Consider the following 26,215-nt stretch of genomic DNA (forward strand, 5'->3'; position numbering starts at 1 on the left):
TAACAAATAAATACTGAACTTTGTCCGTTAGTATCTTAATTATAAACCCTTTTCCTCCATGAAAAAAGCGATCAAAATTATTAGTGGACTCCTCTTAGTGCTCTTCATCCTGTTAGTGAGCATTCCGTTGTTGTTTCAAGATAAAATTATCGGGCTCGTAAAAGAAACCGTTAACAACAACCTCAACGCAACCGTTGATTTCAAAGACGGAGATCTGAGTTTATTAAGAAATTTCCCCAACGCTTCTGTACAATTAAGCGGAGTATCCGTGATTAACCACGCTCCTTTTGAAGGCGACACCTTAGTATACGCAAAAAGTATCAACTTAAAACTACGATTAACGGAACTCTTTAAGGCGAGCTCTGAGCAATTGTCCATACAGTCCTTTGGCATTGATGGTGCTCAAGTGAATATCCATACCAATGCACAAGGAAAAGCGAACTACGATATCGCCAAAAAAACAACCGTCGAAGAAACCACCGCTACCACCGATACCGAACCGAGTAATTTTGGTCTGTCTATCAAAGAGTACAGCATAACAGATACCCGTGTTTTATACGAAGATCTCGTTTCCAAAATTAGTGTGCTCGTCGAGGACCTACAGCACAGAGGGAGCGGAGATTTCTCACAAAAAAACTCCGAACTTTCTACGCGTACCAACGCTGCTATTTCACTGGCTATGGATGGTGTTTCATACGCCAAACAACAACATATTGACCTGACTGCCGTACTCGCCATGGATTTGGTGAACATGAAGTTTTCATTTTTGAAAAACGAGGCACACCTCAATCAGCTACCTCTTGTTTTTGACGGTTTTGTAAAACTCAATGACCACAATCAAGAAGTTGCTTTGAATTTCAGTACCCCCTCTTCGGATTTTAAAAACTTTTTAGCGCTCTTACCAGAGGTATATGCCAAAAACATCAACCAAGTAAAGACCACTGGAAACTTTAGTGTTAAAGGAGCTATTAACGGTATTATAGACGAAAAACGCATTCCAAAATTCGATATTGCTATGAATGCTACTAACGCTTCGTTCAAATACCCTGAATTACCTAAAAGCATCGAAAATATTTTTATCGATGTCCACATAGACAACAAAACAGGAAATTTAAAAAACACTGCTGTGACAGTGAATAACCTGGCCTTTCAAATAGACCAAGATAAATTTTCTGGCTCTGGAAAGGCTAGCAACTTACTGAGCAATCCTTATGTAAACGCCTCGTTAAAGGGGAGCGTTAATCTAGGAAATATCCACAAAGCATATCCACTTCCTGAAAACACTAAATTGCAAGGTATTGTCAATGCTGATTTACAAACGCGCTTCGATGTAGAAGCCATCAAAAAGAACAACGTTGAACGCATAAAAAACACGGGAACCATCGGGTTGAACGATTTTGAGTTTTCTTCTAAAGACGTGGTAAATCCTATAAAAATACAACGATCTACAGTTCAATTTAGCCCAAAAACAATTTCGTTAACTGAGTTTAAAGCAACCTCAGGAAAAAGTGATTTCAGTGCCAAGGGTAAATTACAAAACTTCTTAGGCTTTTTATTAGCCAAAGGAACCTTACAAGGAACCTTCGCTTTAGATGCCAAGGAGTTTCACGTAAGTGACTTTATGCAGGCTAATTCAGAGCAGGCCCCTCCAAGCAAAGAAGACAGTCCTGAAGAACCAGAGACTCCGGCTCCTGGTGAAAGTTTAAAAATCCCTGCATTTTTAGACTGTAAACTAATTGCAAACGCTCAAAAAGTAGTATACGATAACCTCGAACTTAAAAATGTACGAGGAACACTCTTGATAAAAGATCAAAAAGCAGTATTGCAAAACGTTTCTGCAAATATGTTTAAGGGTCGCGTTGCCTTTAACGGAGAAATCAGTACGCAACAAAAAACACCTACTTTCGACATGAAATTAGGTATCAATACCTTTGACATCGCGCAATCGTTTACCAGTATGGACCTCTTGCAATCTATTAGTCCTATTGCTGGAGCCGTTGACGGTAAACTGAACTCTGAAATCGCCTTGAAAGGTAAGCTTACCAAAGAGTTTACACCGGACCTAAACAGTATTTCAGGAAATGCCCTGGCCGAATTATTAGCCAGCAAAATTAACCCAGAAAAAACCAAAGCACTCAGCTTATTAAACGACAAGCTATCGTTTATTGACCTCAGTAAACTCGATCTCAGCAAGGTAAAAACCCAGCTTTCTTTCTCGGAAGGAAAAGTGAAGGTGGCCCCCTTTAAATTAAACTATGAGGATATCGGTATCAGTATCGGAGGTACACATGGTTTTGACCAGAGTATGGATTATACTGTTAATCTTGAAGTTCCTGCAAAGTACCTCGGAAAGGAAGCCTCAGGAATATTGAGTAAGCTCAGTCCGGAAGATCAGAATATCAAAGTGCCGATTACAGCTGCTATTAAAGGTTCTATGACCAATCCTAGCGTACAAACTGACCTCGCATCATCGATCACTAAGTTGAGCCAACAGCTGATTGAAAAGAAAAAAAACAAGCTCGTCAACAATACGCTCAATAGCTTGTTGGGAGGTACCAAAAAAGACAAAACCAAAGGAGATACCAAAGGAACGGACAAAACCGTTGACAAGGTAAAAGATGTTCTCGGAGGACTCTTCGGAAAAAAGAAAACCAAAAAAAAGAATTAATGTAGGCAACCAAAGAAAAAAAATAAGCGTCTATACGATAAGAAATATTTGTAAGTTCTTTAACAAAAAATTAGCTAGCAAGCTGGTTTTTAACAAGTAAGTTTGCTTACAAACTAATTTTACTAACTAGAATATGAATAGAACCATTACGCTTATTTTTTTTCTGCTTACGAGCAGTATTATTGCTCAAGTTAAAGGAAAAGTTACCGACACAAAAAATACAGAACTCCCTTTTGTAAGTGTCTATATTGAAAACAGTGGTCTGGGAACCACAACCAACAACAACGGGGAATATCGCTTAAACCTAGCCAAACCCGGCACGTACGAAATCACCTTTCAATTCCTCGGATACAAAACTGTAAAGAAAAAAGTAACGGTTGGTACGGCCCCCACTACGCTGAATGTACAACTTCAAGAAGAGCAAGTATCTCTGGAAGAAGTGCAGATTGATGCCAATGAAAACCCTGCGGATAACATTATCCGTCAGGCCATTGCCAACAAGAAAAAAAACCGAGCGAAAACCGGATCTTTTACAGCCGACTTTTATTCACGAGGTTTATTTAAAATAAAGAATGCACCAAAGCGTTTTTTGGGTCAAGAAGTAGGAGACTTTGGCGGAGGGCTCGATTCTACTAGAAGCGGTATTGTATACCTTTCTGAAACCATTTCGAAGATCAAATCGCAAGACAATCCTAAAAAATTCAACGAATACATCGTGGCCTCTAAAGTTTCTGGACAAGACAACGGTATCAGCTTTAACCAAGCAGAGGATGTAAATTTCGATTTTTACAACAATACTTTCGACCTCGGTCAAAGTCAAATGATTTCACCGATTGCTAACAGTGCCTTTGGTTATTACAACTACAAGCTAGCGGGAACCTTCTACGATAAAAACGGTCAGTTAATCAATAAGATTAAGCTACTTCCCAAGCGCCAGAATGATCCTGTTTTTAACGGACATCTTTACATCGTGGAAGACGACTGGTCTATTTACGGAGCAGATGTAAATTTAACGGGAGCACAGGCGGGGATTCCCATGATTAAAAATCTATTTATCAAACAAAACTACCGTTTTAACAAACAGAACAATACCTGGGCTATTGCCACGCAAACCATCGATTTTAAAGCGGGGATGCTGGGTATCAATTTTGACGGGCGTTTTTCTGCCGCGTATTCGAACTACAATTTCGAGCCTGATTTTACAAAAAAATCGTTTAGTAATGAGGTGTTGGCCTTTTCTAAAAACGCCACGGAAAAAGACACTAGCTATTGGAATCAAATCAGAACAGTTCCACTAACCAAAGAAGAAGTTGCAGACTACCAGCTTAAAGACAGTATCAAAGTCGTGCGAAAATCGAAAAAATACCTCGACTCCATCGATGCGAAGAGCAATAAATTCAACCTGATGAATTTAGCTATGGGATACACCTATGACAACAGTTACAAAAAATGGTCGGTAAATGTATCATCACCTGTTTTTGGAATAAACTTCAACACAGTACAAGGTTGGAACACGGGAATCAATATCGATTTTACGAAAGAATTGAAAGATAAAAAGTCCTATGGTTTTGGCATTGCTGGAAACTATGGCTTTTCTGATAAAAAGTTTCGCCCTGTAGGATACTTCTCTTACAGCGGAAACAGAATTACCCGACCTTTTTACTACGTTTCAGGAGGAATTACAACCCGCCAATTTAATAGCAACGCTCCTATCAGCAAATTCTGGAATACCGTAAGTTCGGTGCTCTTTGAACGCAACTACCTAAAAATTTATGAAAAACGCTTTGCTAAGATCGGCTATAGCGAAGAGTTGTTTAACGGTTTTAAACTTTCTTCGAGCTTGGAATACGCAAAGCGAAACCCCTTGTTCAACACCACTAATTACGTGATGTTCCCTCAAAAAGATGTGGATTACACGAGCAATAACCCTCAGCAACCGAATAACTTTAGCAGTAGTTTTGAAGCTCATTCTATTTGGAGCTTGCGCTTAGGCCTCACCATTCGATTTGACCAAAAATACATGTCATATCCAAAATCTAAGGTAAACCTAAACTCCAACAAATACCCGCGATTGTACTTGGGGTATCGCAAAAACTTTGGAGCTAGCAATGACGAGTGGAACTCTGACTACTTTGAAACTAGATTGGACCAGCGTTTTAACCTAGGAACTTGGGGACAGTTTAAATACAAACTCCGTGGAGGGATTTTCTTAGAACAAAAAGACCTTCCATTTATGGATTATGCACACTTTAATGGCAATCGCTTGCTAATCGCTCCCAACGACAATTATCTCAACGGATTTTTAGCATTGCCTTATTACCAACTCAGTACTAACGACAAATTTGGAGAGGTACATGTAGAACAAAATTTTAAAGGAGCCATATTGAGTAAAATCCCATTAATTAACCAGCTGAACTTTCATTTAGTAGGTGGCTTTAAAGGACTTTATACCGCAGGTAACAAGCCCTATACTGAGTTCAATGTCGGATTAGACAATATTGGGTTTGGAAAATGGCGTTTGTTACGCTTTGATTACGTGCGTTCCAACTTCAACGGTCAGGCTGAGAACAGGTTTTTAATCGGTATAAAGTTTTAACCTTATAAGTTCACAAAACAGGTAAATGAGCAGGGCTTGACAAAGACAGGCGCTCTGTACCAAAAAGCAGCTAGTTCGAGAAGTTTTACGAACTAGCTGCTTTTTTATAATTCGAGAACCACCGCCCCCTCTTCCCTAAAAATCAAAAACAACGTAGCTTAAAATAGTTTTTTACAATGCTATCACAAGCTCTTCCCCATTTCCCTTCTCGACAACTTTAACATTCCTTTATATTTTCGGGGCACTAACTTTGACGGTTTATTACAAATTTTTCGTTTTTTTGTTTAAAAAAATGCGACTTTTAAGAATTATTTCCGTTTTTCAACGTAAAATTATGTTGGGAAGCCTCCCTTCCTCCATGCTCATTACTTTCACGGTAGCTGTATTTTTTAAAACGGCTTTTAAATTGCAATTCACCACGCAACAAATGGTAATGAATTTCAATTTTATATTTATACTCATGCACCTCGCCTTTCATCTTTTCATATACGAACTCTCATTAAAGGACGAGTATTATTTTTACTATAATTTAGGTCTCAGTAAAATCAAGTTGTGGTTAACCACGATCTTTCTCAGTCTTAGCATTTCTTCAATAACAACCGTAACATGCATTATCTTCACGTAGACAGCTTAACAAAAACGCAAAATGGCGTGCCTTTGCTCAACAATCTATTTATTTCCTGTAAAACTGGAGATATTATCGCCTTATTAGGCAGAAATGGCACAGGGAAATCAACCTTGCTAAAAATAATTTTCGGGTCTGTAAAAGCAGACTTCAAATTCCAAAAAATCAATACTAAAATTGTTAAAAACGGAACCTTACAACACCGACGTATTCAATACCTACCTCAATCTAACTTTTTACCCAAAAATGCGACCATCAAAAAGCTACTAACGGTCATGTGTGCTAAAAGTGAGGTCAAAAAACTGTATACCAATCCACATATTGCGCCGTATCTGTCTAGCCAAGTTAAGGAATTATCAGGGGGTGAACTCAGGATTATTGAGGTATTGATGATACTGAACACCGAAGCAGCTTTTATACTACTCGACGAACCCTTCAATGGTATTTCTCCAATAAACGTGAAAACAATTTCCGATGCTATCAGAGAAAAATCAGCCCTCAAAGGAATTGTCATTACCGATCACAACTACGAGCTTGTACTGGAGTTAGCAGATAGTATTCGGGTACTAAAAAATGGCAGTCTACTTAAATTAAAAGATCAAAACCAACTCCGTGAATACGGATATATTTATTAATACGATCCTGATGTTCAACAAAAAAGCGAATACTCTTAGTACTCGCTTTTTCGTTTTATGATTGTTCTTCACTTGAAGCATCTTCTTCTATAATTCCGAGTCTTTTGGCTCGTTGTTCCCAATTCTTACGAGCGTAACTTTGCAAATCGGCGACATTATCACTTTCGTCCATAATTTCAAAACCTAGCAATGTTTCAATAACGTCTTCTTGGGTTACCAATCCACTTACTGCACCAAACTCATCAACAACTAAAGCCAAGTGCTCACGTTGCTCGATAAGCTGCTCAAATAAATTCGGGATGGACAAATCTCGTTTTGCGACAATAATATCTCTCTTAATCGACTTTAAAGGGGCTTCCCCATTACCATTAATCAAGGCTAAAAACAACTCGTCTTTCAAAAAATAGCCCGATATGGCATCAGGAGTATTTGCGTAAACCGGTACCCTTGAAAATCGCAAAGGTTGATTTTGCTCAAAAAACGACTGTATGGTTTGATTTTCATCTGCTAATTTCAATACCGTTCTAGGTGTCATAATATGCTTGGCTTGCACCTCCTTAAAACTCAACATATTCTTGATCACTGTACTTTCATTCTCCTGAAAAACACCTTCTTGTTCCGCAATTTCTGTCATCGCGGAGAAATCTTCCCTGCTCAACACACTTTCTCCGTGTCCTCCCTTACCAAACATTTTAGTAAACAATTGCAAAAACCAAAGCAGTAAGGTAACCTTACAAATTACTATTAAAATCGTCAACGCCTTGGTCGAAACTCCCGCTAGGGATTTCCAATAAGTAGCACCAATTGTTTTTGGGATAATTTCAGAGGCTACCAAAATCAAGAACGTCATAATAATCGACACTACTACTACTCCATTTCCGTCATCTCCAAATACCTTTTTCGCTTGGGCTCCAACCAAAATAGCTCCTACCGTATGTGCTATGGTATTCACTGTTAAAATCGAAATCAACGGTTTGTCAACATCTTTCTTCAGAGCTTCTAACTGCGTGGCAAAAGCTTTTCCTTCCTTCTTTTTCAAATTAATAAAAGTCGGGGTTACACTTAACAATACCGCTTCTAGAATGGAACATAAAAACGAAAACAAAATAGAAATCGTTGCAAAAATTATTAGTAAGGTCATATTTCAAATTTTCTGTAAAATTAACTAAAAAAGACCGTCTGAAAAAGACGGTCTTCTATATATACATTTTTTTAGTACGTTTATTTCTCGATAGCTGCTTTTAAAATTTCAAGAGCTTCTGTTGCTTTAGACATTTTTGCATAGTCCATTGCCGTATGTCCTCTGTCAGATTTCTTCGTTAGGTTCGCTCCTTTTTCGATTAATAACTTAAGAATTTTCACTTTGTTATAACGCGCTGCAAACATCACTGGAGTCATCCCCATAGATTTTCTGTTGATGTTGGTTCCGTTGTTTAATAAAGCCTTTACACTTTCGTAGTTTCCTTCTCTGATTAGCTTACATAAAGTACTTAATTCCGAGTAGCTAATTACCGCTTCTGAATTGGTCGTTGCTTTGGTTTCTAAGTTGTTCGTCGCATTGATTGTACTCACTGAAATTAAGATCAATAAAGCACTAAAAATTAATTTTTTCATAAAGGTTGAATTTTAAGGTTTCGTTTGTCTATAAGACTGCCGAAAAAAAAGAATGTTTCACCTTTTTCACACTGTTAACATTTATTTAGCATTTACTTAAAAAATACTGTTAAAATGCCGATTTTAATTTTTGATATTTTTTTAATAAATTAACAATCAATATTTTAAACCCTTAACACATGAGTAAAGAAACACGCTATTTTTTGGGTATTTTCCTCACAATCTTTCTCGGAAGCCTCGCTCATTGGTTTTTTTGTTGTTGTTCATGGCACAGTGATAAAGACACCTTAACAACTCAAAAATCACCTCCCAAAACAGGACAAAAACCACCGACACTCGCTAAGACAGCTACCACTTATATTCCTTTTTCTATCAATGCTCCTTCAGCAATTTTTCACTATCAAAGCCCTGACAATTTCACGTTTAAAACCTCCGATTTCCACCTTAGTGATTCGGTATTCCCAGCGGTGATTCACGGTTTGAACTTACTCAAAGAGTTTAACGACAGCATCCCGCAACAGGTAACTATTGCCGGATACTACACCCATAAAGAAACCAATAATTCTGCCTTTCCTAACTTAGGGCTCGCCAGAGCCACCACTGTAAAAAACGTGCTCATTCAATTAGGAATTCCTGCCGCCCGTATCCTTACCGAAGGAAAACTGCACGAAAACATGGTTCCGGATACATCAGGAATCTTTCACGGTCCCATTATCATCGCATCTCATACCTCACTTCCTGGAGAAGACCAACATGACTATTGGCAATCGCTCTGCGACAGTCTTGCCAAGACTCCCATCGTGTTACAATTTGATACAGGACGCGCCAACATAGTACTCGACAGTACTCAGAAAAAAACATTTGCCCTCCTTAGTAACTGCATCGACAAGGAACAACGCAACATTACCGTTACAGGACATACAGACAATACCGGTACCTCGACAGGCAATACTTCTTTGGGATTACAACGCGCAAATTTTGTGCGCGACTACCTTATCGACAACGGCATTTTAAGCCAACATATTCAAGCCTTAAGCAAAGGACAAACCCAGCCTAAAGCTTCTAATAAAACCCCTGAAGGAAGAGCTCAAAATCGACGAATTGAAGTAACCATTAACTAAATATCAAATCAATGCACACATTATTTATTCACCTTCCTTGCTGGCTAATTCCTATACTAGTAGGACTCATCACAGCCATTTTAGGATACTTACTCGGACAATTGTTTTCTGGGGATGCTGCTAAAGTAAAAACGCTAGAAAGCGACGTGGAGGATCTTAACAGCGCTCTAAAAAAATGTAAACAAGACAAACGCGACCTCTTAGATCAACTGGAGTTGTGCAAGCGTCAACAAGAAGAGCTCAAAACCACACTCCTAAAGAATACGGCAGCCGAACCCACTACAACAGCACCTAAACAAGGTATTCAGGAAACTCAGAAAAAAAAGAGCCCTGCTAAGAAATCAAAAACAACTCAAAAAGACAAAACAGCGCCAGCCAAAACCACCACCACAAAGACTCCGAAGCAAATCGTGTTTGATGCCGATGCTGCCAAACTCGCTTTTGGTAAAAAAGTAAAAGAAAACGATCTGAAAATTATTGAAGGGATCGGTCCTAAAATTGCCGCCCTGTTTTCCGAAGCTAATATAGGAACCTGGAAATTGTTATCTGAAGCCTCAGTAGCAACCTGTAAAGAAGTACTGCTCAACGGAGGTGATCGCTTTCGAATGCACAAACCTGACACCTGGCCAAAACAAGCTAAAATGGCCTATCAAGGAAAATGGAAAGCCCTTAAAGAATGGCAAGACAAACTCGATGGCGGCAAAGCCTAAACCGTTTAAAAAAGCTCTGAATATCAGAGCTTTTTTTGTTTAATATCCAACATTCTGCTCCAAGTTGTATAACTTAAAACAGCAGTGCTTTTTAATACGATTTTACCTTACTTCTCTGTTATTTTTACCTCTTTATCAACACAACTAACATTCTAATGAAAACAAAAACGCAATACCTGTGGCTCCTACTAGCTACCTTGTGCAGTATACAGTGCAGTACGGAGTCTCAAAAGCTACCTAAAACCACCACAACAAGTTCGTTTACCTCTTATGTAAATCCTTTTATCGGTACTAGTAAAATGGGGCATGTTTTCCCGGGTGCTACCGCTCCTTTTGGCATGGTACAACTCAGTCCGCAAACCAATTTTGAACCGATGTTTTCAGAGGCAGGGAAATACAATTCAAAAACCTACGAATACTGCGCGGGTTACCAATATAAAGACACTACCATCATCGGTTTTGCCCACACAAACTTCAGCGGAACCGGCCATGCAGATCTGGGCGATTTTTTAGTCATGCCCACCACTGGGAAACTCCAATTAAACCCCTTCCCTACCCAAGAGCAACCAGAGGGCTACTATTCTACTTTTTCTCACAAAAATGAAACCGCAAGCCCAGGATACTACCGCGTGCTACTCGACAAATACCAAATTGAAGCGTCGCTTACGGCAAGTGAGCGCGTCGGTTTTCATCAATACAAATTTCCAAAAACAAAGGATGCCCACATACTCCTCGACCTCGTGTATAATGTATACCATCACGACAACAAAAACGTATGGACCTTTATACGCGTAGAAAATGATAGCTTGGTCACAGGATATCGACAAACCAAGGGTTGGGCCAGAACCAAAAAAGTGTATTTCGCCATGCAATTTTCCAAGCCCTTCAAGAGCTATGGACATAAAAAATACGACAAGGAAACCTATGACGGATTTTACAGGCGCTTTGATCAAGAGCACAATTTCCCTGAAATGGCTGGAAAAAACCTGCGAGTCTACTTTAACTTCGACACGGAAAAGGACGAAAAAATCAATGTTAAATTTGCCTTGTCACCCGTAAGTACTCGAGGAGCATTGTTGAACCTAAATACCGAAGTACCCCATTGGGACTTTGAACAACTGAAAAAGCAGACAAACGCAAAATGGGAGCGAGAATTATCGAAAATTCAAGTGACCACCCTCCAAGAGTCAGACAAAACTACCTTCTACACCGCCCTATACCACACCTCATTATCCCCCATTATCTATGAAGATGTCGATGGTAACTACAGAGGCCTCGACCAAAATATTCACGAATCAAAAAACTTTACCAACTACAGTATATTTTCTCTTTGGGATACCTACAGAGCCTTACACCCTCTCTACAACCTCATCCAACCAGAGCGCAATAACGACATGATAAAATCTATGTTGGCGCACCACGACCAGAGCGTTCACAAAATGCTTCCTATTTGGAGTCATTACGCCAACGAAAACTGGTGTATGATCGGATATCACGCAACCTCAGTTATCGCCGATGCTCTGATAAAAAACGTAGGGGATTTTGATACTCATCACGCCTTAGTAGCAGCTACCAATACCGCTACGACTAGTTATTTTGACGGCCTTGGAGATTATATCAAACACCACTATGTACCCGAAGATAAAAGCCACTCTTCTGTTTCCAAAACACTGGAATACGCTTATAATGACTGGTGTATTTCACAAATTGCCCAGCACTTGGGCAACGATAGCATCGCAGCAAATTACCAAAAAAGAGCTCACTATTACGTCAATGTTTACGATAGTAAGTCCGGATTTATGCGTCCTAAACTATCCAATGGCGAATTCAAAAAGGAATTTGATCCGATGGATACTCACGGACAAGGGTTTATAGAAGGAAACGCCTGGAATTACGGTTTGTACGTCCCTCAAAACATCGATCATATGATTGAACTTATGGGAGGTAAAGAACGCTTTAGCCAGCAACTCGATCGTTTGTTTACCGAACCCATTGCTGATAAATACATCGACAAACACGAAGATATTACACGTGATGGAATCATAGGAAATTACGTACACGGAAATGAGCCAGGACATCACATTCCTTATTTGTACAACTGGACGGGGCATCCTAAAAAAACACAACAGCGCGTTCGCATGATTATGGACAGCATGTACGCACCTACAGTGGCTGGACTCTGTGGAAATGACGATGCAGGTCAAATGAGCGCATGGTACGTATTTAGTGCGCTCGGATTTTATCCAGTAACACCAGGATCTCCGTATTACGCACTGGGAAGCCCTAATGTCAAAACAGCTCGATTACAATTACCCGGTGGGAAAACACTGGAAATTATCGCAAAAAATCAAGACGAGAAGCACCCCTATGTACAACGCGTACTTCTCAATGGTAAAGAACTCAAAAATCAGCAGGTATCACATCACGACCTCATCAAAGGAGGACAGCTAATTTTTGAAATGAGTCCAGAATAGATAAATTCAAAGAAATCCTCACTTTTTAGTGGGGATTTTTAGTTTACATTTGTTAATAAGTACCAAAATTCACAAGCATGAAAATTATCGATTTATCAAAACCTATACAATACAACAAACAGGACCCTTGGTTTATGAAGGTTAAAATAAAACACAAACCTCATCGCAAGGCAAAATGGTTGATTCGTATTTTGGGCCTTCCCTTTAAGTTATTTCCCAAAGACTTTGTTGGATGGGCAGACGATACCATTGAAAAAATGGGAGTGCATGCTACGACACATATCGATGCTCCTTGGCATTACTCTCCTACCACCGGAGGAAAAAAATCAAAAACTATTGATGAAATCCCATTAGATTGGTGCTATGGTGAAGGGCTTGTTATCGACATGAAACACAAGGTCGATTTCGACCCGATAACAGTATCGGACATTCAAGAATTTTTACAGACTCAAAAACTAGAGCTTCACCCCGATATGATAGTACTTATTAAAACTGGGAGAGATCAATTTAACGGAACCAAAGATTTTCACAAAAGAGGTACAGGCGTTAGTGCCGAAGCCACCAACTGGCTTATCGACCAAGGTATTAAAGTTATGGGAATTGATTCGTGGGGATGGGATTTACCATTACCCTACATGATAGAACAAGCTAAAAAAACAAACAATCCCGAGTTATTCTGGGAAGCACATCTCGTAGGAAAAGATAAAGAATACTGCCATATGGAACAATTGGTAAACCTAGACGCTCTTCCTTATTCAGGGTTTAAAGTAGCTGTTTTTCCACTAAAAATCGTAGGAGCCTCAGCAGCACCTGCCAGAGTTGTTGCCATGATGGATTAACCTTTTTAAAATACATAACTCCCGTAGTCTTCAACGAATATGGGAGTTCTACGTTAGGTACGGCTTCCTTTGTAAAAAAAACACCTGACAACTCCTTTGTTTGGAAATTCGTCCGACAACATTTTGGATTAAAAAATCTAATCACTACCTATTTTAAGATAAGGATATATCAGCAGAGTTCTGTATCTTTAATCTACCAAAGATTTCAAACATGAGTGCAGTTGGCATCCCAGAAAATTTGATACATGAGCCTAGTAAGATAAGCGCTTACCACTATCAATCTTTCCAAGAACTACATCAACAACAAATCCAACTCAGCAAACATGCGTTTAGCTTTTTGGAAGTGGGTACCAAAGAAGTACTCACCCCAACAAATAAATTATCGATTGCTTCGAATTCATTTTTACTGATGAGAGCTGGTCATTGCTTGATGACCGAAAAACTCGCCAAAAACGAAACCTATCAAAGTACCCTGCTCTTTTTTGACGCGTCGAGTTTGTATGACATCCTATTAAAACATCAGATCAGCCCGAGAAAACCTTCGAAACCACAAGGAGTTTATTCCTTTAAACAAACCGCTTATATTCGAGGTCTTGTCACGGGGATAAAAGATGTTTTAAAACTCCCTGAAGACCTGCAACCCCAGTTACTATTACTGAAATTAGAAGAGCTTATCGTTTACCTATACCACTACCACGGAGCGGCCTTCCTCTATGGATTTAATCACCTAAACTCGCCTGCTAAACAACAACTGATACAGGTAGTTGATGCTTATAAATACAAGAAACTACGGTTGGAAGAGCTCGCATTTTTAACACATATGAGTGTTTCAAACTTTAAACGTGAATTTGTCAAAACCTATGGGCAATCTCCCATAAAATGGTTTCAAGAACAGCGGTTGACTCTTGCTGCCTATCAATTGAGAGATCGAGGACAACGGGTTTCCGACGTTTATGAGGCCGCGGGATACGAAAGTTTATCTTCCTTTATCAATGCCTTTAAAAACAAATTTGGTTGTACTCCAAAAAAGTTTCAATAACTGGGCTTTTAGCGCTAGTTTTTGGGCTTTTGGAAACTCCCTGAACACCGACATTGAACTTAACTTTGCATAAAAAAATCATATCATGAAACAATTTAATTTACTGTTCGCCCTGCTCCTATTGAGTAACCTATCGATTTTCGCTCAGGAAACTTTTACTTTACGCAGTAAAACGCTCAGTGGACAAGCAACGATAACACAAGAATTTAATGGATTTGGTTGCGTTGGAAAAAACGAATCTCCACAACTCAGCTGGAGCAACGCTCCAAAAGGCACCCAAAGTTTTGCCGTTACAATGTACGACCCTGACGCTCCAACGGGCAGTGGTTGGTGGCATTGGTTAGTATTTGACCTGCCAGCAAACACTCGCGAATTACCCGCCAATGCAGGGAATATCGCACTAAAATTAAGTCCTACAGGAAGTGTACAAAGCGTTACTGATTACGGCAAGCCAGGTTACGGAGGGCCTTGTCCTCCAAAAGGGCATGGTGATCACAGGTATATTATTACGGTATATGCATTAAAAGTTAAAAAGCTCGGACTAGATGCAAAGACCACACCAGCTATTGTGGGGTATTACCTCAACAACAACGCTTTGGCTAAGGCCAGCATCATAGCCTATTACAAAAGAGACTAGCATTCAATTAGGGCCCGAATATCTCTTCGGGCTTTTAGCTGTACTTTACCTTGCGCAGTACACGCATAGCATCTTTGTACTTTACATAAGTAGTTTTATCGTCCAAATCGCGAATATACGTCTTGACCTTTCTCAGGTATTTCGGAGCTTCTAAAAATCCATTCAAATAACAAATCAAATAGCTAGTAGGCATTCGTTGTACGTCTTCGAACTCCAATACACTCAAAGTAACCCCTTTGGCTATTTTAGCGACAATCGCATTGTTAGCATTGTAAATATGGTACAGTATTTTCTTATCGAATTTCGGAGGTTCAAATAAGAACTCAGTAACGATATCGTGTAGCCCGTTGTCTTTAAAATTGATAATCGTCTTCTCTAAAGGGTAGCGTTTTTCTGTTTTATCAATACCGAGCATCAAGAATTCTGTGATAATAAACGAGTGCTCGTTAAAATAAATTTGTACATCGTCTAAATTGGAATAAAACAATCGCACTTGTTCATTGATCAGCTCAATATCGACGCGAGAATAAAATGTTTCATCACCGACCCTCGTCTTTTTCCCTGCCCAACAAACCACAAATTGTTCCTTAAACACTTTGTATTTTGGGTTGTAGGCCGCTTTGTGACGATTGACAAAATCAAAAACTCCATCCAGTGTTAGTTCTATATTATTTCTGGCATTTCGTTCGAGCGCTTCTACGATGGGCCTATTGGTATTCTTTAACTGAAAGGCACCTTCAACAGGCACCGAATTACTTCCTCTCCGGTAAAATACAGTCCCTTTATAATACTTCCAAGCCGTCTTTGCCAAGGATGAAATAGGCTTTTTGGGATAAATAGTAACCAAACCTACCACTTTATACCTGGGCAACCTCGGAAACGGAACGTTTTCGTACTCTATTTTTGGAGGGTTCACGAGGTAGGCATTCACTAAATTTTGAATTTTACTATCGTCGAAAAAATCGACGCCAACTATAGCATTTGACTCATCTTCTACACCTATTACGATATACGAATTGTTATCTGGGTTGGAATTTGACAACGCGCAAACATGCTTTACAAACTTGGCTTTTCCTTCTTTAGAAGTAAAAGAAATCTTCTGCTTTTTATCATAAAAGCTATTCTCGTCATTTCGCGAGAGTAAATTTTTGATCAAAAGCCGTTTGTTAATCATCGTTTAGGGTACTTTATGTCCTTGACTGGCCACCAATAAGGCAAACCAATCTTCAGTACTTAATACAATTTCCGCTGCCTCTAGAGCTTCTCTTAATCTGCTGATGGTTGTGGTTCCTACCACGGGTAGAATTCCTGCTGGGTGTTTGTACAACCAGGCTAACAGTACTTGACTTTCTGTAATACTGTATTTCTCCGCCAAAAACAGCACCTCTTTTTGAAGTCGTTTTTGTTGTGCGCTCGTCTCTTTAAAATACGATCCTAAAGGACTCCAGGCCATAGGACGTATTGCCGAAGATTGCATATGGGTCAAACTTCCATCCCATATAGCCTCGTAATTCGTTAGAGACACTTCAATTTGATTGGTACTCACAGCAGTGTACTTTTCCAGCAAGGCGGTCTGTGCAGGATTAAAATTTGACACACCGAAGTCGAGAATCTTTCCATCTTTCCTCAATATTTCAACAGCCTCAGCAATTTCTTCAGGTCTCATAAGTGGGCTCGGTCGGTGGAGTAATAATAAATCGAGGTACTCGGTGTGCAAATGTTGGAGTGACTGTTCTACACTCCACACAATATACTCACTAGTATACTCATAATGCTTCACTCTGTTCGAACGCGCCTCGCCTGTGTACTGAATACCGCATTTTGATATCAGTTGTAACTCCGAACGCGAAATACCGCTGTTTTGAAAGGCCTTTCCAAAAGCGGCCTCTGTACTGTAATCACCGTAAATATCGGCATGATCGAAACTGTGAATTCCGATATCAATACACTGTGCTAATTGACGTTGCATTTCACTGGTTGACAGGTTTTTTCCCCAGGTTCCCCAGGACATGCAACCTGCGATTACTTTTGAAAACTCAGGCATCTTTTTTAACTATGGTTGCACTTGCTTGTGCCGTTGGATAAACTATTAAATCTTCGATATTGACGTGATAAGGTCTCGTTACCACAAAGTGAATAATATCGGCAATATCTTCGGGTTGCAGTGCTTTATACCCCTGATAAACTCCAGAAGCTCGTTCAGTATCTCCTTTAAATCGCACTTCCGAGAACTCGGTTTCTACCAATCCTGGATGTATGGCCGCTACGCGAATATTATGTGCATTTAAATCCAAACGCATTCCTTTATTCAAAGCATTGACGGCAAATTTTGAAGCACAATAAACATTCCCATTCGGATACACTTCTTTACCTGCAATAGACCCTATATTCACTATAAACCCTGCATTACGGGCAATCATCTGCGGAAGCACAGCCTTGGACACGTATAAAAGTCCTTTGACATTTCCATCGATCATTGCATCCCAATCGTCTAAGCTCCCTTCTTGAATGGAGTGTAGGCCATGGGCATTTCCCGCATTGTTTATCAAGATATCTATGTGCTGAAACTCCTCTGGAATTCCTTCAATCGCTGTTTTTACCGCATTGCGATCTCGAACATCGAAGGTCAAAATACACACCTTTACGAGTGGTGCTAACTCTTCTTTTAGCGCCTGTAATTTTTCAAGGCGTCGACCACAAATGATAAGGTTGATAGCATTTTTTGCAAATATTTGGGCGGTAGCTTTCCCAATTCCCGAACTAGCTCCAGTAATTAAAGCAGTCTTACTCATCGTTACTATTTTCCTATAAAGGTACTTTATTTCGTGTGAATAATGAAGTTAAAAAAGAAAAACCGCCCCTGTGGGGGCGGTTTATTTCAATTGGCTATCGAAAAATAACCAACCAAAAATCAACTAACCAAACTTTATTTTAAAACTCTTCTTTCAACTGTTTTTCTTTTTATGATCGAGCGCTTTCTTCCTTCGTATTTCGTCACTGCTTTCGCACTCGATGTACCTTTACTTCTCAAATACTGCACAAATCCTCTTCCTGCAAAGGTATAGGTCGTTTGTGATCGGAGGTGGTACAATGCTATCCTTTCATCATTAATAACGCTCAACTCAAATTTTTCCGTATCTCCGCCATCATAATTAAGTGTTAAAATTTTCAACTTAGGATATCCATTGATATTAGCTACCTCATAACCACCCACATAATCCCATTTTATATTATCAACATTCATGCCAAAAGGATCATGAGAAGAGTAAAATGTAACATTATTTTTAGGGGTAAATTGTAAATAATGTTCTTTATCAAAGACATTCGGACTTCCTCCTGCTGTTTTTACACGTTCCCAAGCCATGTATTCTTGAAGAAAATACTCAATATTATCGTAAAACAACTTATCGTAATCGAAATTTCCACGTTGGTATCCAATCAAGTAGTAACTTACATTTCGTGAAGTACAATCAATTCTTATTTCGGTATTGGATAACTGTACTACTTCAAACTCGAAGCTCCCGTCCAGTCCGTGATTCAAATTTACAAACCTGTTTGACGTTGCATAGGATCCTACTGCTACTCCAAATCCATTTCCAGTTTTCCCAACGTCCACCATATTATTATTGGCATACAACCTACCATTTAAAAATGATAACGTAAAAGCCTTTGAAACAAATGGAACATTTCCTGTCCCTGCCGTTCTGTGATAATCTATATACCAAAGATCTTGTCCTTCTAACAACTCGCGCAATGAAATGGCCGTATCAATAGGATCGTCATTTACAACAGTACACGATGAGAAAAAGGTTGCTGAAACTAATATCAGAAATAGTAATTGTAGACGTTTCATAAGCTATAGTTTTTATGGTTATGCTTATGAGATTCCAAATTGCGTGCCAAAAACTACGGTTCGCCCACTAAAAAAACATAAAACCCTAAAAACCAACACTATAAAACAAAAAAAAGAGTTACATTTCTGTAACTCCTTATCCTGTATTGTATTAATTTTTTTTAGAAATTATAATTAACTCCTAAACCGAATACCTCTCTTGTTTGGAATCCTTCAAAAGCATTATCGTCATAAATAGCTTGGAGCGCTAAGTTCGCCGATAAATACTTATTGATTTTCATTACGACGTTTACAGTATAATCGATGTCTACATTTTTAGCCTCTTCCAAATAGTTGCTGTACAAATTAAGAATATTCTCGATAGAGACATTCTCCATAATTGTAAACTTGTAGTATCCGCTAATAGAAGCTCCCAATTCGTATCTCGTTGACTCTCCCATAGCCACTCCGAATGCCGGTGCTAAATCAGAGCTCAACACAACTAACTTAGACGTTGCAGGAGCAATATTCACCTTTAAATTATCTGATTTTTTCCACAACATACCTGGACCAAACTGGAAGTAGGCAGGTGAAAAGAAGTGTGATTGCTGAACGCCGTTCACATCCGTTGAAGACATCTGCGTTTTGAAATTCAAAAATGCTGAATAATACCAATGTCCTGAAGCTTTTTTACCCGCTAATGAGTTTAACTCCAAACGATCGTCTGTTTTTTTAGCAGATTCTCCGCGCAATTTGGTCAAACCGTACGATGCGATAATTTTATTATCCCAAGTCCAATCTCCTTTGGCGTAATTGATATCATAATTCAATCCTAAGGTTCCTGAAATGTTGTTGGTTCCTCCGGCTAACCAATTGTTAAATGCCGATTGGTTAAACAAGAACGAAACCGTTCCTCCTTTTTTCCATCCTCCTTGCGTTTCCTCTTTCTGATCTTGTGCCTTTACGGTGCATACTGCAAAAAATAACGCAATAGCTACTAATTTTTTCATTGTCTATAAATTTTGATTTTTTGAAACTACGAAAGTAGTCTTTTACCACAGTTTAAGACAACAAGTTTTTCAAAAAGTCACCTTTTATGAAACACATAATTTAGTCCTAAACCGAAGATTTGTTTAAATTGTACTTTACTCGACGCATTGTCATCCACAATAGTATGGAAGGCTACGTTAGTAGAAAGATACTTATTTATTTTAACAAAAAATCTCATTTGATAATCAATATCAACATTTTGTGGATGATCGAGGTAGTCCGAATACATGGCAAATATATTTTCCATCAAGACGTCTTTCATCACAAAAAACTTAAAGTAGGCCGACAGGTTAAACCCGAGTCCAAAAATAGAATTATCACCTTCTGGCACCCCGTATTTACCAGAAAACTCGTCTGAAACGAACGTAAATCGTGTAGAGGCCGGCGCGATATTGAGTTTTGCATCGTCCGACTTTTTCCAGAGCATCCCGGGTCCAAAACTCCAGTACGCAGGTGATAAGAAATCAGAAATTGGCAATGCGGGATTCTTTTTGTAATCGTACCCGCGGGTAAACTGAGACTTAAAATTACTCAAAAACGAAAAAAACCAATGCTTTCCAGCTTTTAAACCGAGCAGAGAATTGTACTCAAAACGATCGTCCGTTTTACGCATACCCTGGCCATCTACATAACTCAAACCATAGGTCATGGTAAACTTATTGTCCCAACGCCAACGGTTTTTACGGTAGTTGAAATCGTAATTTAACGCAATATTACCAGCCACGGTATTACTACCCCCAGCTACCCAATTCGAAAAAGAAGATTGGTTTAACAGGAAGGTCATTTTTCCGGTAACATCCCAAACTTTGGGTACACTGTCTTGTTTTGTCTTTTCTTGCTTCGTTTTTTCTTGCTTAGTCTTTTCTTGCGAATATCCCCCTAAGGTGTTTCCTACTAATACTGCAAAAAGAATCCACTCAATTCTTTTCATGATTATCCTTCTATTTTACTTTTTTCTCTTGTACAATGGTACTGTAGAGCAAGCTTCTCCAAAGAGTAAGCTCTTTACTACAGGCTGTAATCGCTGTATTAAAAAGGCATATGCAGAAGAAGGGATAGGTTTATTAGCACATCCTTTTATGATTACGGGTTTATCTCGGAATTCTTCCAAGGGTAATTCGGCCAACAACTCCTGAAAAATAACAGTTTCCAAAAGTACCAAATCACCAATCACCACTTTCTTGGCTGATGTTGCCAAGGCCGTTGTCAGTAACAAATACGCCCACGAAGGGATAATTGCATCGGTACCGCAAGTAAGCGCTACGTAGGTATTGGTATACTGAGTCCAGTCGTGTTCACTTACGTGGGCTCTAAATTCTTTTTCTCTTAAAATCAAGCCTTCGTACAGCCAGTCTTTTATATCGAAAACGACCCTTGCACCTGACGGATAAAAATCTTCCAGGTCAATGGTCATCAAATTGCTCTTCGCGACTCTATTTACAATTTCCTCAGCCATTTCACTCTATTAAAGGAGTCCTAATTCCAACTTTGCTTCCTCACTCATCATGTCTTGCGTCCATGTTGGATCAAAGGTGATTTCTACCTCACAATTATTAATTTCCTTAAGTGTTTTCACCTTTTCCTCTACTTCTACCGGTAAGGTTTCGGCTACGGGACAATTGGGCGATGTCAAAGTCATTAAAATTTTAGCATCGTTTTCTTCGGAGATAAACACGTCGTAGATCAATCCTAATTCATAGATATCTACGGGAATTTCAGGATCAAATATTGTTTTTAAAACACGTACAATTTTATCTCCTAACTCTTCTAAATTTTCTTCGGTCATACCTTATACTCTTGTTACGTTATTCTTTTTTGGTCAATACTTATAAATTTGCCTGTTGGGCAATAGCGTACATTTTAATCTGTTTCACCATCGACACCAAACCGTTCGCTCTCGTAGGGCTCAAGTGTTCTTTCAATCCGATCTCATCGATAAAAGCGGTATCCGCTGCCATGATATCTTTTGGACTTTGATTCGTGAATACGCGCAATAATAATGCCACAATTCCCTTGGTCAAAATAGCATCGCTATCTGCCGTAAATTTCAGCACATCACCTTGAAGTTCAGAATGCAACCAAACCTTAGACTGGCAGCCTTTAATGAGGTTTTCATCCAATTTATACGCTTCGTCAATTATTGGTAGTGATTTTCCCAACTCGATGATGTATTCGTAACGCTCCATCCAATCGTCAAACATCGAGAACTCATCAATAATTTCTTCTTGTATTTCTTTGATAGTCATTTTTTAAAACTATTTTTGCACAGTCGTAGACTGGTTTTGTATTAAAGGTGCAAAATTACGATAAAATTGGCACTTTTGTGCCTAATAATAACATTAGTAAACTAAATGATACGACTTTGTTAGTTTTTAAAGCAAAAACAGACAAAATTGATATCAATATTTGTTCTTTAAAAGTATGAGTAAATTATTAGCAGTAGGTACCGTAGCATTCGATGCTATCGAGACACCTTTTGGTAAGACCGATAAGATTTTAGGAGGTTCAGGAACGTTTGTAGGATTAGCAGCTTCTCAGTTTGGTGTTCAAACAGGAGTTGTATCAGTAGTAGGAGGAGATTTTCCAGATTCGTATTTATCGATGATGGAAGGAAAAGGAATCAATACAGAAGGAATCGAAGTTGTAAAAGACGGAAAGACCTTTTTCTGGAGTGGTCGTTATCACAACGATATGAACTCACGTGATACCTTAGTCACTGAATTAAACGTATTGGAGCACTTTAGCCCAGTAGTACCTGAGCAATTTAAAGATGCTGAGATTGTAATGTTAGGTAACTTACACCCTTTAACGCAAGCTTCTGTTTTAGATCAGATGAGTGCTCGTCCGAAATTAGTAGTTTTAGATACGATGAATTTCTGGATGGACATCGCGTTAAATGATTTACACGAGGTTTTAAAACGCATTGATGTAATTACTATTAACGACGAAGAAGCACGTCAGTTAAGTGGTGAGTATTCGTTGGTAAATGCCGCGAAGAAAATTCACGAGATGGGACCTAAATACGTAGTCATTAAAAAAGGAGAACACGGAGCTTTGTTGTTTAACGAAGGTAAAATGTTCTTTGCTCCTGCACTTCCGTTAGCAGAAGTGTTTGATCCTACTGGAGCAGGAGACACCTTTGCCGGTGGATTCTGTGGCTACCTTGCAAAAACAGGTGATATCTCTTTTGCAAATATGAAAAACGCCATCATTTACGGATCTAACTTAGCGTCGTTCTGTGTAGAAAAATTCGGAACGCAACGCATGGAAGAACTAAGTGCTGAAGAAGTGCAAGAGCGCTTACAAGCATTTAAAGAGTTAACGCAATTCGACATAGAATTATCATAATGAAAATCCGCAGGAAATCCTGCGGATTTTTTTATACAACAACACAACAAAAAACACAACTAAACACTTAAATAACAGTAACAATGAGCGACGCTTTAAAACATGAATGTGGTATTGCCATGGTTAGATTACTCAAACCTCTCGAGTACTACAAGGAAAAATACGGAACCGCATTTTATGGAGTTAACAAAATGTACTTGCTTATGGAAAAGCAGCACAACAGAGGTCAAGATGGTGCTGGACTTGCAAGTATAAAGTTTAACGTAGAACCTGGAACTCGTTATATCAGTAGAATCCGTTCGAACAAAACCCAACCTATTCAAGACATCTTTGGTCAAATCAACCAACGCATCAATGGTGTTTTTGAAAAAAATCCCGGAAAAATTGACGATGTACAATGGCAAGAAGAAAATATGCCCTACATCGGAAATCTCTTTTTAGGACACGTACGCTACGGTACCTTTGGAGGGAACAGCATAGAAAATGTGCATCCCTTTTTACGTCAAAGTAACTGGCGTCACCAAAGCTTAATCGTCGCAGGTAACTTCAATATGACCAATTCTAATCAGTTGATGAAAGAGTTGATCGAATTAGGGCAGCACCCTAAAGAATCAACAGACACCGTGACTGTAATGGAAAAAATTGGTCATTTCTTGGAAGATCAGGTGGCAGAGACTTATTTAGAAGCCAAAAAAGAAGGGTTAAATAAAAAAGATGCCTCTCCATTTATAGAGGAACACCTCGATATCCAACGCATTTTACAACGATCTTCACGCAATTGGGATGGTGGTTATGCTATGGCAGGACTATTGGGACACGGAGATGCTTTTGTCTTACGCGATCCGTCAGCCATTCGTCCGGCATTTTATTACCAAGACGACGAAGTGGTTGTCGTGGCTTCTGAACGCCCCGTGATTCAAACTGTTTTTAATGTGGATATCGATACCATTAAAGAAATAGAACGTGGACATGCTCTAATTATCAAGAAGAACGGAACTACCAGCATGGCTCCAGTAATGGACCAACGCGAAAAGAAGGCCTGTTCTTTCGAGCGTATTTACTTTTCGAGAGGAAGTGATGCTTCTATCTATGAAGAGCGTAAAAACCTCGGAAAATACGTTTTCCCAGAGGTGCTTAAGTCTATAGACCACGACATAGAAAACACCGTATTCTCCTATATTCCAAATACCGCTGAGACCTCGTTCTTCGGAATGATGGAAGCCGCAGAAGACGTACTCAACCAACAAAAAACCGACGCGATTTTGGCCGGTAATGGAAAGTTGTCAAAAGAACGCGTTATTGAGATACTCTCTACGAGACCTCGATTCGAAAAAATAGCCATTAAAGATGCTAAGCTCAGAACTTTTATTACTGACGACAGTAGTAGGGATGACTTAGTAGCCCATGTTTACGACGTTACTTACGGCGTGGTAAAACCGACAGACAACCTAGTTATCATCGATGACAGTATTGTTAGAGGAACTACTTTAAAGAAAAGTATTATCAAAATCTTAGACCGCTTACAGCCTAAGAAAATTGTAATTGTCTCTTCTGCTCCTCAAATTCGCTATCCGGATTGTTACGGTATAGACATGGCAAAAATTGGTGATTTTATCGCTTTCAAAGCAGCGTTAGAGCTCTTGAAAGAAACCAATCAGTACCACGTTGTTTACGACGTTTATCAAAAGTGTATTGCTCAACAGAGTTTTGAAGACCACAGAATAGTCAATTACGTAAAAGAAATATACGCTCCTTTTACCAATGAGCAAATTTCAGCAAAAATCGCAGAAATGCTAAAAACGCCTGAGATTAAAGCCCAGGTAGAAGTTATTTATCAGCCTGTTAGTGGACTGCACAAAGCCTGTCCTGAAAATCTAGGAGACTGGTATTTCACCGGAGACTACCCTACGGATGGTGGTCACCGAGTTGTAAACCAAGCCTTTATTAATTTTTATGAAGGAAATGATAAAAGAGCTTATTAAACGCAACAATCCCGACGTGTATTCGTCGGGGTTTTTTTATGTTTGGTCAATCGTCTTGCTAATCGGTCTGGCAAGCTGTCAAACACCCAAACCAACGCCTATGTCAACAAAACTGGTCATCGCACATCGCGGAGCTTCCGGATACCTCCCAGAACACAGTATGGAAGCCAAAGCCATGGCCTATGCCATGCAACCCGATTATATCGAACAAGATTTGGTATTGAGTAAAGATGGTATTCCCGTCGTAATTCACGATATCTATTTAGACGATGTCACCGATGTGGCCACCCGATATCCAGACAGACACAGAGCCGATGGAAGGTATTACGTTATTGATTTCACTTTCGAAGAACTGCAAAGTTTACGAGTGATGGAACGTTTTAATCCGAAAACGGGTCAACAGGTATATCCTAAGCGCTTTCCAAAAGGGGTAGGTACTTTTCGCCTCCATTCTTTTGCACAAGAAATAGCGCTGATACAAGGCCTGAATGAGAGTACGGGCAATACTATCGGAATATATCCTGAAATTAAGAATCCCGCTTTTCATCACAACGAAGGGCAAGATATTGCGAAAATCACCCTTTCTATACTCGATGCTCACGGCTATCACACGAAAGACGATCCTTGTATATTTCAGTGTTTTGACGCCAAGGAACTCGAACGCGTCCGCAAGGAATTACAATCAGACCTATTTTTAGTACAACTCATAGAACACCCTGAAGAAACACAACAATTAAAGTACTTCGCGAGTTACGCCGATGGCATAGGCCCCTGGTACAAGCAACTTCTTCATTCAAAAGAGGCAACGGGCTGGACCTTTAGCCCTCTGGTTGCACAGGCACACAAATTAGGCTTAGCGGTTCACACCTATACCCTTAGAGCTGATCAGCTCGATGAATTTGAAAGCTTTGACGAAATGATACAAGTATTGTATTTTGAAGCAGGAGTAGACGGTGGGTTTACAGATTTCCCTGACCTTGTAGTTCGCTCACTCCAATCCAGAAAAGAAGGAGCATCTCTGTAAAAAAATCGCTATTTTTGACCT

23 protein-coding genes are annotated in these 26,215 nt (G+C 39.3%); 12 read left to right on the top strand and 11 right to left on the bottom strand.

The window, feature by feature from the left end:
* Nucleotides 1–58 precede the first annotated feature (58 nt).
* The 3 genes from ACKTS5_RS19130 (at nucleotide 59) to ACKTS5_RS19140 (ending at nucleotide 6,524) form a co-directional block, all read left to right on the top strand.
* Nucleotides 59–2,668 carry an AsmA-like C-terminal region-containing protein gene (locus ACKTS5_RS19130; protein ID WP_408045492.1) on the top strand — a complete coding sequence of 870 codons (2,610 nt, stop codon included), beginning with the start codon at nucleotides 59–61 and terminating at the stop codon, nucleotides 2,666–2,668.
* A 133-nt stretch (nucleotides 2,669–2,801) separates the two neighbouring features.
* Nucleotides 2,802–5,264 (top strand): DUF5686 and carboxypeptidase regulatory-like domain-containing protein, encoded by a 2,463-nt coding sequence (locus ACKTS5_RS19135; protein WP_408045493.1) that lies wholly within the window; start codon nucleotides 2,802–2,804, stop codon nucleotides 5,262–5,264.
* A gap of 606 nt (nucleotides 5,265–5,870) precedes the next feature.
* The gene (locus tag ACKTS5_RS19140; RefSeq protein ID WP_408045494.1) at nucleotides 5,871–6,524 is read left to right on the top strand and encodes an ATP-binding cassette domain-containing protein; all 654 of its coding nucleotides are present in this window, start codon (nucleotides 5,871–5,873) and stop codon (nucleotides 6,522–6,524) included.
* Nucleotides 6,525–6,579: 55 nt separating this feature from the next.
* Here the strand turns inward: ACKTS5_RS19140 and ACKTS5_RS19145 are convergent, their stop codons facing one another.
* Together ACKTS5_RS19145 and ACKTS5_RS19150 are read right to left on the bottom strand one after the other, a co-directional pair.
* A complete protein-coding gene (locus ACKTS5_RS19145; RefSeq protein ID WP_408045495.1) occupies nucleotides 6,580–7,665 on the bottom strand; it encodes a CNNM domain-containing protein in 1,086 nt (361 codons plus the stop codon).
* 80 nt (nucleotides 7,666–7,745) lie between these two features.
* Entirely contained in the window at nucleotides 7,746–8,138 is a 393-nt protein-coding gene (locus tag ACKTS5_RS19150; protein WP_408045496.1) for an ankyrin repeat domain-containing protein, read from the bottom strand.
* 179 nt (nucleotides 8,139–8,317) lie between these two features.
* On the opposite strand from ACKTS5_RS19150, the gene ACKTS5_RS19155 reads away from it, so the two are divergent.
* The 6 genes from ACKTS5_RS19155 to ACKTS5_RS19180 all read left to right on the top strand — a co-directional run bounded on the left by ACKTS5_RS19155 (nucleotide 8,318) and on the right by ACKTS5_RS19180 (nucleotide 14,958).
* On the top strand, nucleotides 8,318–9,259 hold the full coding sequence (locus tag ACKTS5_RS19155; RefSeq protein WP_408045497.1) for an OmpA family protein: 942 nt from the start codon (nucleotides 8,318–8,320) through the stop codon (nucleotides 9,257–9,259).
* A gap of 11 nt (nucleotides 9,260–9,270) precedes the next feature.
* Nucleotides 9,271–9,969: a hypothetical protein gene (locus tag ACKTS5_RS19160; RefSeq protein ID WP_408045498.1), complete on the top strand. Its 699-nt coding sequence runs from the start codon at nucleotides 9,271–9,273 to the stop codon at nucleotides 9,967–9,969.
* A 155-nt stretch (nucleotides 9,970–10,124) separates the two neighbouring features.
* Complete coding sequence (locus ACKTS5_RS19165; RefSeq protein WP_408045499.1) at nucleotides 10,125–12,443, top strand: GH92 family glycosyl hydrolase; 2,319 nt, start codon at nucleotides 10,125–10,127, stop codon at nucleotides 12,441–12,443.
* Between the two features lie 77 nt (nucleotides 12,444–12,520).
* A complete protein-coding gene (locus ACKTS5_RS19170) occupies nucleotides 12,521–13,282 on the top strand; it encodes a cyclase family protein (RefSeq protein ID WP_408045500.1) in 762 nt (253 codons plus the stop codon).
* 211 nt (nucleotides 13,283–13,493) lie between these two features.
* Nucleotides 13,494–14,321 carry a helix-turn-helix transcriptional regulator gene (locus tag ACKTS5_RS19175; protein WP_408045501.1) on the top strand — a complete coding sequence of 276 codons (828 nt, stop codon included), beginning with the start codon at nucleotides 13,494–13,496 and terminating at the stop codon, nucleotides 14,319–14,321.
* An 85-nt stretch (nucleotides 14,322–14,406) separates the two neighbouring features.
* A complete protein-coding gene (locus tag ACKTS5_RS19180; protein WP_408045502.1) occupies nucleotides 14,407–14,958 on the top strand; it encodes a YbhB/YbcL family Raf kinase inhibitor-like protein in 552 nt (183 codons plus the stop codon).
* Nucleotides 14,959–14,992: 34 nt separating this feature from the next.
* On the opposite strand, the gene ACKTS5_RS19185 is transcribed toward ACKTS5_RS19180, so the two are convergent.
* The 9 genes from ACKTS5_RS19185 to ACKTS5_RS19225 form a co-directional block, all read right to left on the bottom strand.
* Nucleotides 14,993–16,132 (bottom strand): ATP-binding protein, encoded by a 1,140-nt coding sequence (locus tag ACKTS5_RS19185; protein WP_408045503.1) that lies wholly within the window; start codon nucleotides 16,130–16,132, stop codon nucleotides 14,993–14,995.
* 3 nt (nucleotides 16,133–16,135) lie between these two features.
* Nucleotides 16,136–17,002 (bottom strand): aldo/keto reductase, encoded by an 867-nt coding sequence (locus ACKTS5_RS19190; RefSeq protein ID WP_408045504.1) that lies wholly within the window; start codon nucleotides 17,000–17,002, stop codon nucleotides 16,136–16,138.
* Nucleotides 16,995–17,750, bottom strand: coding sequence for an SDR family NAD(P)-dependent oxidoreductase (locus ACKTS5_RS19195; protein ID WP_408045505.1), 756 nt, complete (start codon nucleotides 17,748–17,750; stop codon nucleotides 16,995–16,997). The genes ACKTS5_RS19190 and ACKTS5_RS19195 overlap by 8 nt, the downstream gene beginning before the upstream one ends.
* A gap of 134 nt (nucleotides 17,751–17,884) precedes the next feature.
* The gene (locus ACKTS5_RS19200) at nucleotides 17,885–18,811 is read right to left on the bottom strand and encodes a hypothetical protein (RefSeq protein ID WP_408045506.1); all 927 of its coding nucleotides are present in this window, start codon (nucleotides 18,809–18,811) and stop codon (nucleotides 17,885–17,887) included.
* Between the two features lie 161 nt (nucleotides 18,812–18,972).
* Nucleotides 18,973–19,800 (bottom strand): DUF3078 domain-containing protein, encoded by an 828-nt coding sequence (locus ACKTS5_RS19205; protein ID WP_408045507.1) that lies wholly within the window; start codon nucleotides 19,798–19,800, stop codon nucleotides 18,973–18,975.
* A gap of 77 nt (nucleotides 19,801–19,877) precedes the next feature.
* Nucleotides 19,878–20,771 carry a DUF3078 domain-containing protein gene (locus ACKTS5_RS19210; RefSeq protein WP_408045508.1) on the bottom strand — a complete coding sequence of 298 codons (894 nt, stop codon included), beginning with the start codon at nucleotides 20,769–20,771 and terminating at the stop codon, nucleotides 19,878–19,880.
* Nucleotides 20,772–20,786: 15 nt separating this feature from the next.
* Nucleotides 20,787–21,296, bottom strand: a complete 510-nt coding sequence (locus tag ACKTS5_RS19215) for a DUF2480 family protein (RefSeq protein ID WP_408045509.1) — start codon at nucleotides 21,294–21,296, stop codon at nucleotides 20,787–20,789.
* 9 nt (nucleotides 21,297–21,305) lie between these two features.
* Complete coding sequence (locus ACKTS5_RS19220) at nucleotides 21,306–21,626, bottom strand: DUF59 domain-containing protein (RefSeq protein ID WP_408045510.1); 321 nt, start codon at nucleotides 21,624–21,626, stop codon at nucleotides 21,306–21,308.
* Nucleotides 21,627–21,666: 40 nt separating this feature from the next.
* Entirely contained in the window at nucleotides 21,667–22,086 is a 420-nt protein-coding gene (locus ACKTS5_RS19225; RefSeq protein ID WP_408045511.1) for a SufE family protein, read from the bottom strand.
* 175 nt (nucleotides 22,087–22,261) lie between these two features.
* Between ACKTS5_RS19225 and ACKTS5_RS19230 the strand changes: the two genes are divergently transcribed.
* From ACKTS5_RS19230 to glpQ, 3 genes are all read left to right on the top strand, one after another.
* Nucleotides 22,262–23,188: a PfkB family carbohydrate kinase gene (locus ACKTS5_RS19230; RefSeq protein ID WP_408045512.1), complete on the top strand. Its 927-nt coding sequence runs from the start codon at nucleotides 22,262–22,264 to the stop codon at nucleotides 23,186–23,188.
* An 83-nt stretch (nucleotides 23,189–23,271) separates the two neighbouring features.
* Nucleotides 23,272–25,170, top strand: coding sequence for an amidophosphoribosyltransferase (locus tag ACKTS5_RS19235; RefSeq protein ID WP_408045513.1), 1,899 nt, complete (start codon nucleotides 23,272–23,274; stop codon nucleotides 25,168–25,170).
* Nucleotides 25,142–26,194 (top strand): glycerophosphodiester phosphodiesterase, encoded by a 1,053-nt coding sequence (gene glpQ / locus ACKTS5_RS19240; RefSeq protein ID WP_408045514.1) that lies wholly within the window; start codon nucleotides 25,142–25,144, stop codon nucleotides 26,192–26,194. Before ACKTS5_RS19235 ends, glpQ begins: the two co-directional genes overlap by 29 nt.
* The last annotated feature ends 21 nt before the right edge of the window (nucleotides 26,195–26,215 follow it).

The organism is Tenacibaculum litopenaei (assembly GCF_964514025.1).
Lineage (GTDB): Bacteria > Bacteroidota > Bacteroidia > Flavobacteriales > Flavobacteriaceae > Polaribacter > Polaribacter litopenaei.

Excerpts from the sequence above, each read along its gene's own strand:
- ACKTS5_RS19130 (WP_408045492.1), top strand. The coding sequence starts at position 59 with ATGAAAAAAGCGATCAAAATTATTAGTGGACTCCTCTTAGTGCTCTTC.
- ACKTS5_RS19225 (WP_408045511.1), bottom strand. The coding sequence starts at position 22,086 with ATGACTATCAAAGAAATACAAGAAGAAATTATTGATGAGTTCTCGATG.
- ACKTS5_RS19220 (WP_408045510.1), bottom strand. The coding sequence starts at position 21,626 with ATGACCGAAGAAAATTTAGAAGAGTTAGGAGATAAAATTGTACGTGTT.
- ACKTS5_RS19210 (WP_408045508.1), bottom strand. The coding sequence starts at position 20,771 with ATGAAAAGAATTGAGTGGATTCTTTTTGCAGTATTAGTAGGAAACACC.
- ACKTS5_RS19140 (WP_408045494.1), top strand. The coding sequence starts at position 5,871 with ATGCATTATCTTCACGTAGACAGCTTAACAAAAACGCAAAATGGCGTG.
- glpQ (WP_408045514.1), top strand. The coding sequence starts at position 25,142 with ATGAAGGAAATGATAAAAGAGCTTATTAAACGCAACAATCCCGACGTG.
- ACKTS5_RS19165 (WP_408045499.1), top strand. The coding sequence starts at position 10,125 with ATGAAAACAAAAACGCAATACCTGTGGCTCCTACTAGCTACCTTGTGC.
- ACKTS5_RS19195 (WP_408045505.1), bottom strand. The coding sequence starts at position 17,750 with ATGAGTAAGACTGCTTTAATTACTGGAGCTAGTTCGGGAATTGGGAAA.
- ACKTS5_RS19175 (WP_408045501.1), top strand. The coding sequence starts at position 13,494 with ATGAGTGCAGTTGGCATCCCAGAAAATTTGATACATGAGCCTAGTAAG.
- ACKTS5_RS19215 (WP_408045509.1), bottom strand. The coding sequence starts at position 21,296 with ATGGCTGAGGAAATTGTAAATAGAGTCGCGAAGAGCAATTTGATGACC.
- ACKTS5_RS19180 (WP_408045502.1), top strand. The coding sequence starts at position 14,407 with ATGAAACAATTTAATTTACTGTTCGCCCTGCTCCTATTGAGTAACCTA.
- ACKTS5_RS19205 (WP_408045507.1), bottom strand. The coding sequence starts at position 19,800 with ATGAAAAAATTAGTAGCTATTGCGTTATTTTTTGCAGTATGCACCGTA.
- ACKTS5_RS19135 (WP_408045493.1), top strand. The coding sequence starts at position 2,802 with ATGAATAGAACCATTACGCTTATTTTTTTTCTGCTTACGAGCAGTATT.
- ACKTS5_RS19200 (WP_408045506.1), bottom strand. The coding sequence starts at position 18,811 with ATGAAACGTCTACAATTACTATTTCTGATATTAGTTTCAGCAACCTTT.
- ACKTS5_RS19160 (WP_408045498.1), top strand. The coding sequence starts at position 9,271 with ATGCACACATTATTTATTCACCTTCCTTGCTGGCTAATTCCTATACTA.
- ACKTS5_RS19150 (WP_408045496.1), bottom strand. The coding sequence starts at position 8,138 with ATGAAAAAATTAATTTTTAGTGCTTTATTGATCTTAATTTCAGTGAGT.
- ACKTS5_RS19230 (WP_408045512.1), top strand. The coding sequence starts at position 22,262 with ATGAGTAAATTATTAGCAGTAGGTACCGTAGCATTCGATGCTATCGAG.
- ACKTS5_RS19145 (WP_408045495.1), bottom strand. The coding sequence starts at position 7,665 with ATGACCTTACTAATAATTTTTGCAACGATTTCTATTTTGTTTTCGTTT.
- ACKTS5_RS19235 (WP_408045513.1), top strand. The coding sequence starts at position 23,272 with ATGAGCGACGCTTTAAAACATGAATGTGGTATTGCCATGGTTAGATTA.
- ACKTS5_RS19155 (WP_408045497.1), top strand. The coding sequence starts at position 8,318 with ATGAGTAAAGAAACACGCTATTTTTTGGGTATTTTCCTCACAATCTTT.
- ACKTS5_RS19170 (WP_408045500.1), top strand. The coding sequence starts at position 12,521 with ATGAAAATTATCGATTTATCAAAACCTATACAATACAACAAACAGGAC.
- ACKTS5_RS19190 (WP_408045504.1), bottom strand. The coding sequence starts at position 17,002 with ATGCCTGAGTTTTCAAAAGTAATCGCAGGTTGCATGTCCTGGGGAACC.
- ACKTS5_RS19185 (WP_408045503.1), bottom strand. The coding sequence starts at position 16,132 with ATGATTAACAAACGGCTTTTGATCAAAAATTTACTCTCGCGAAATGAC.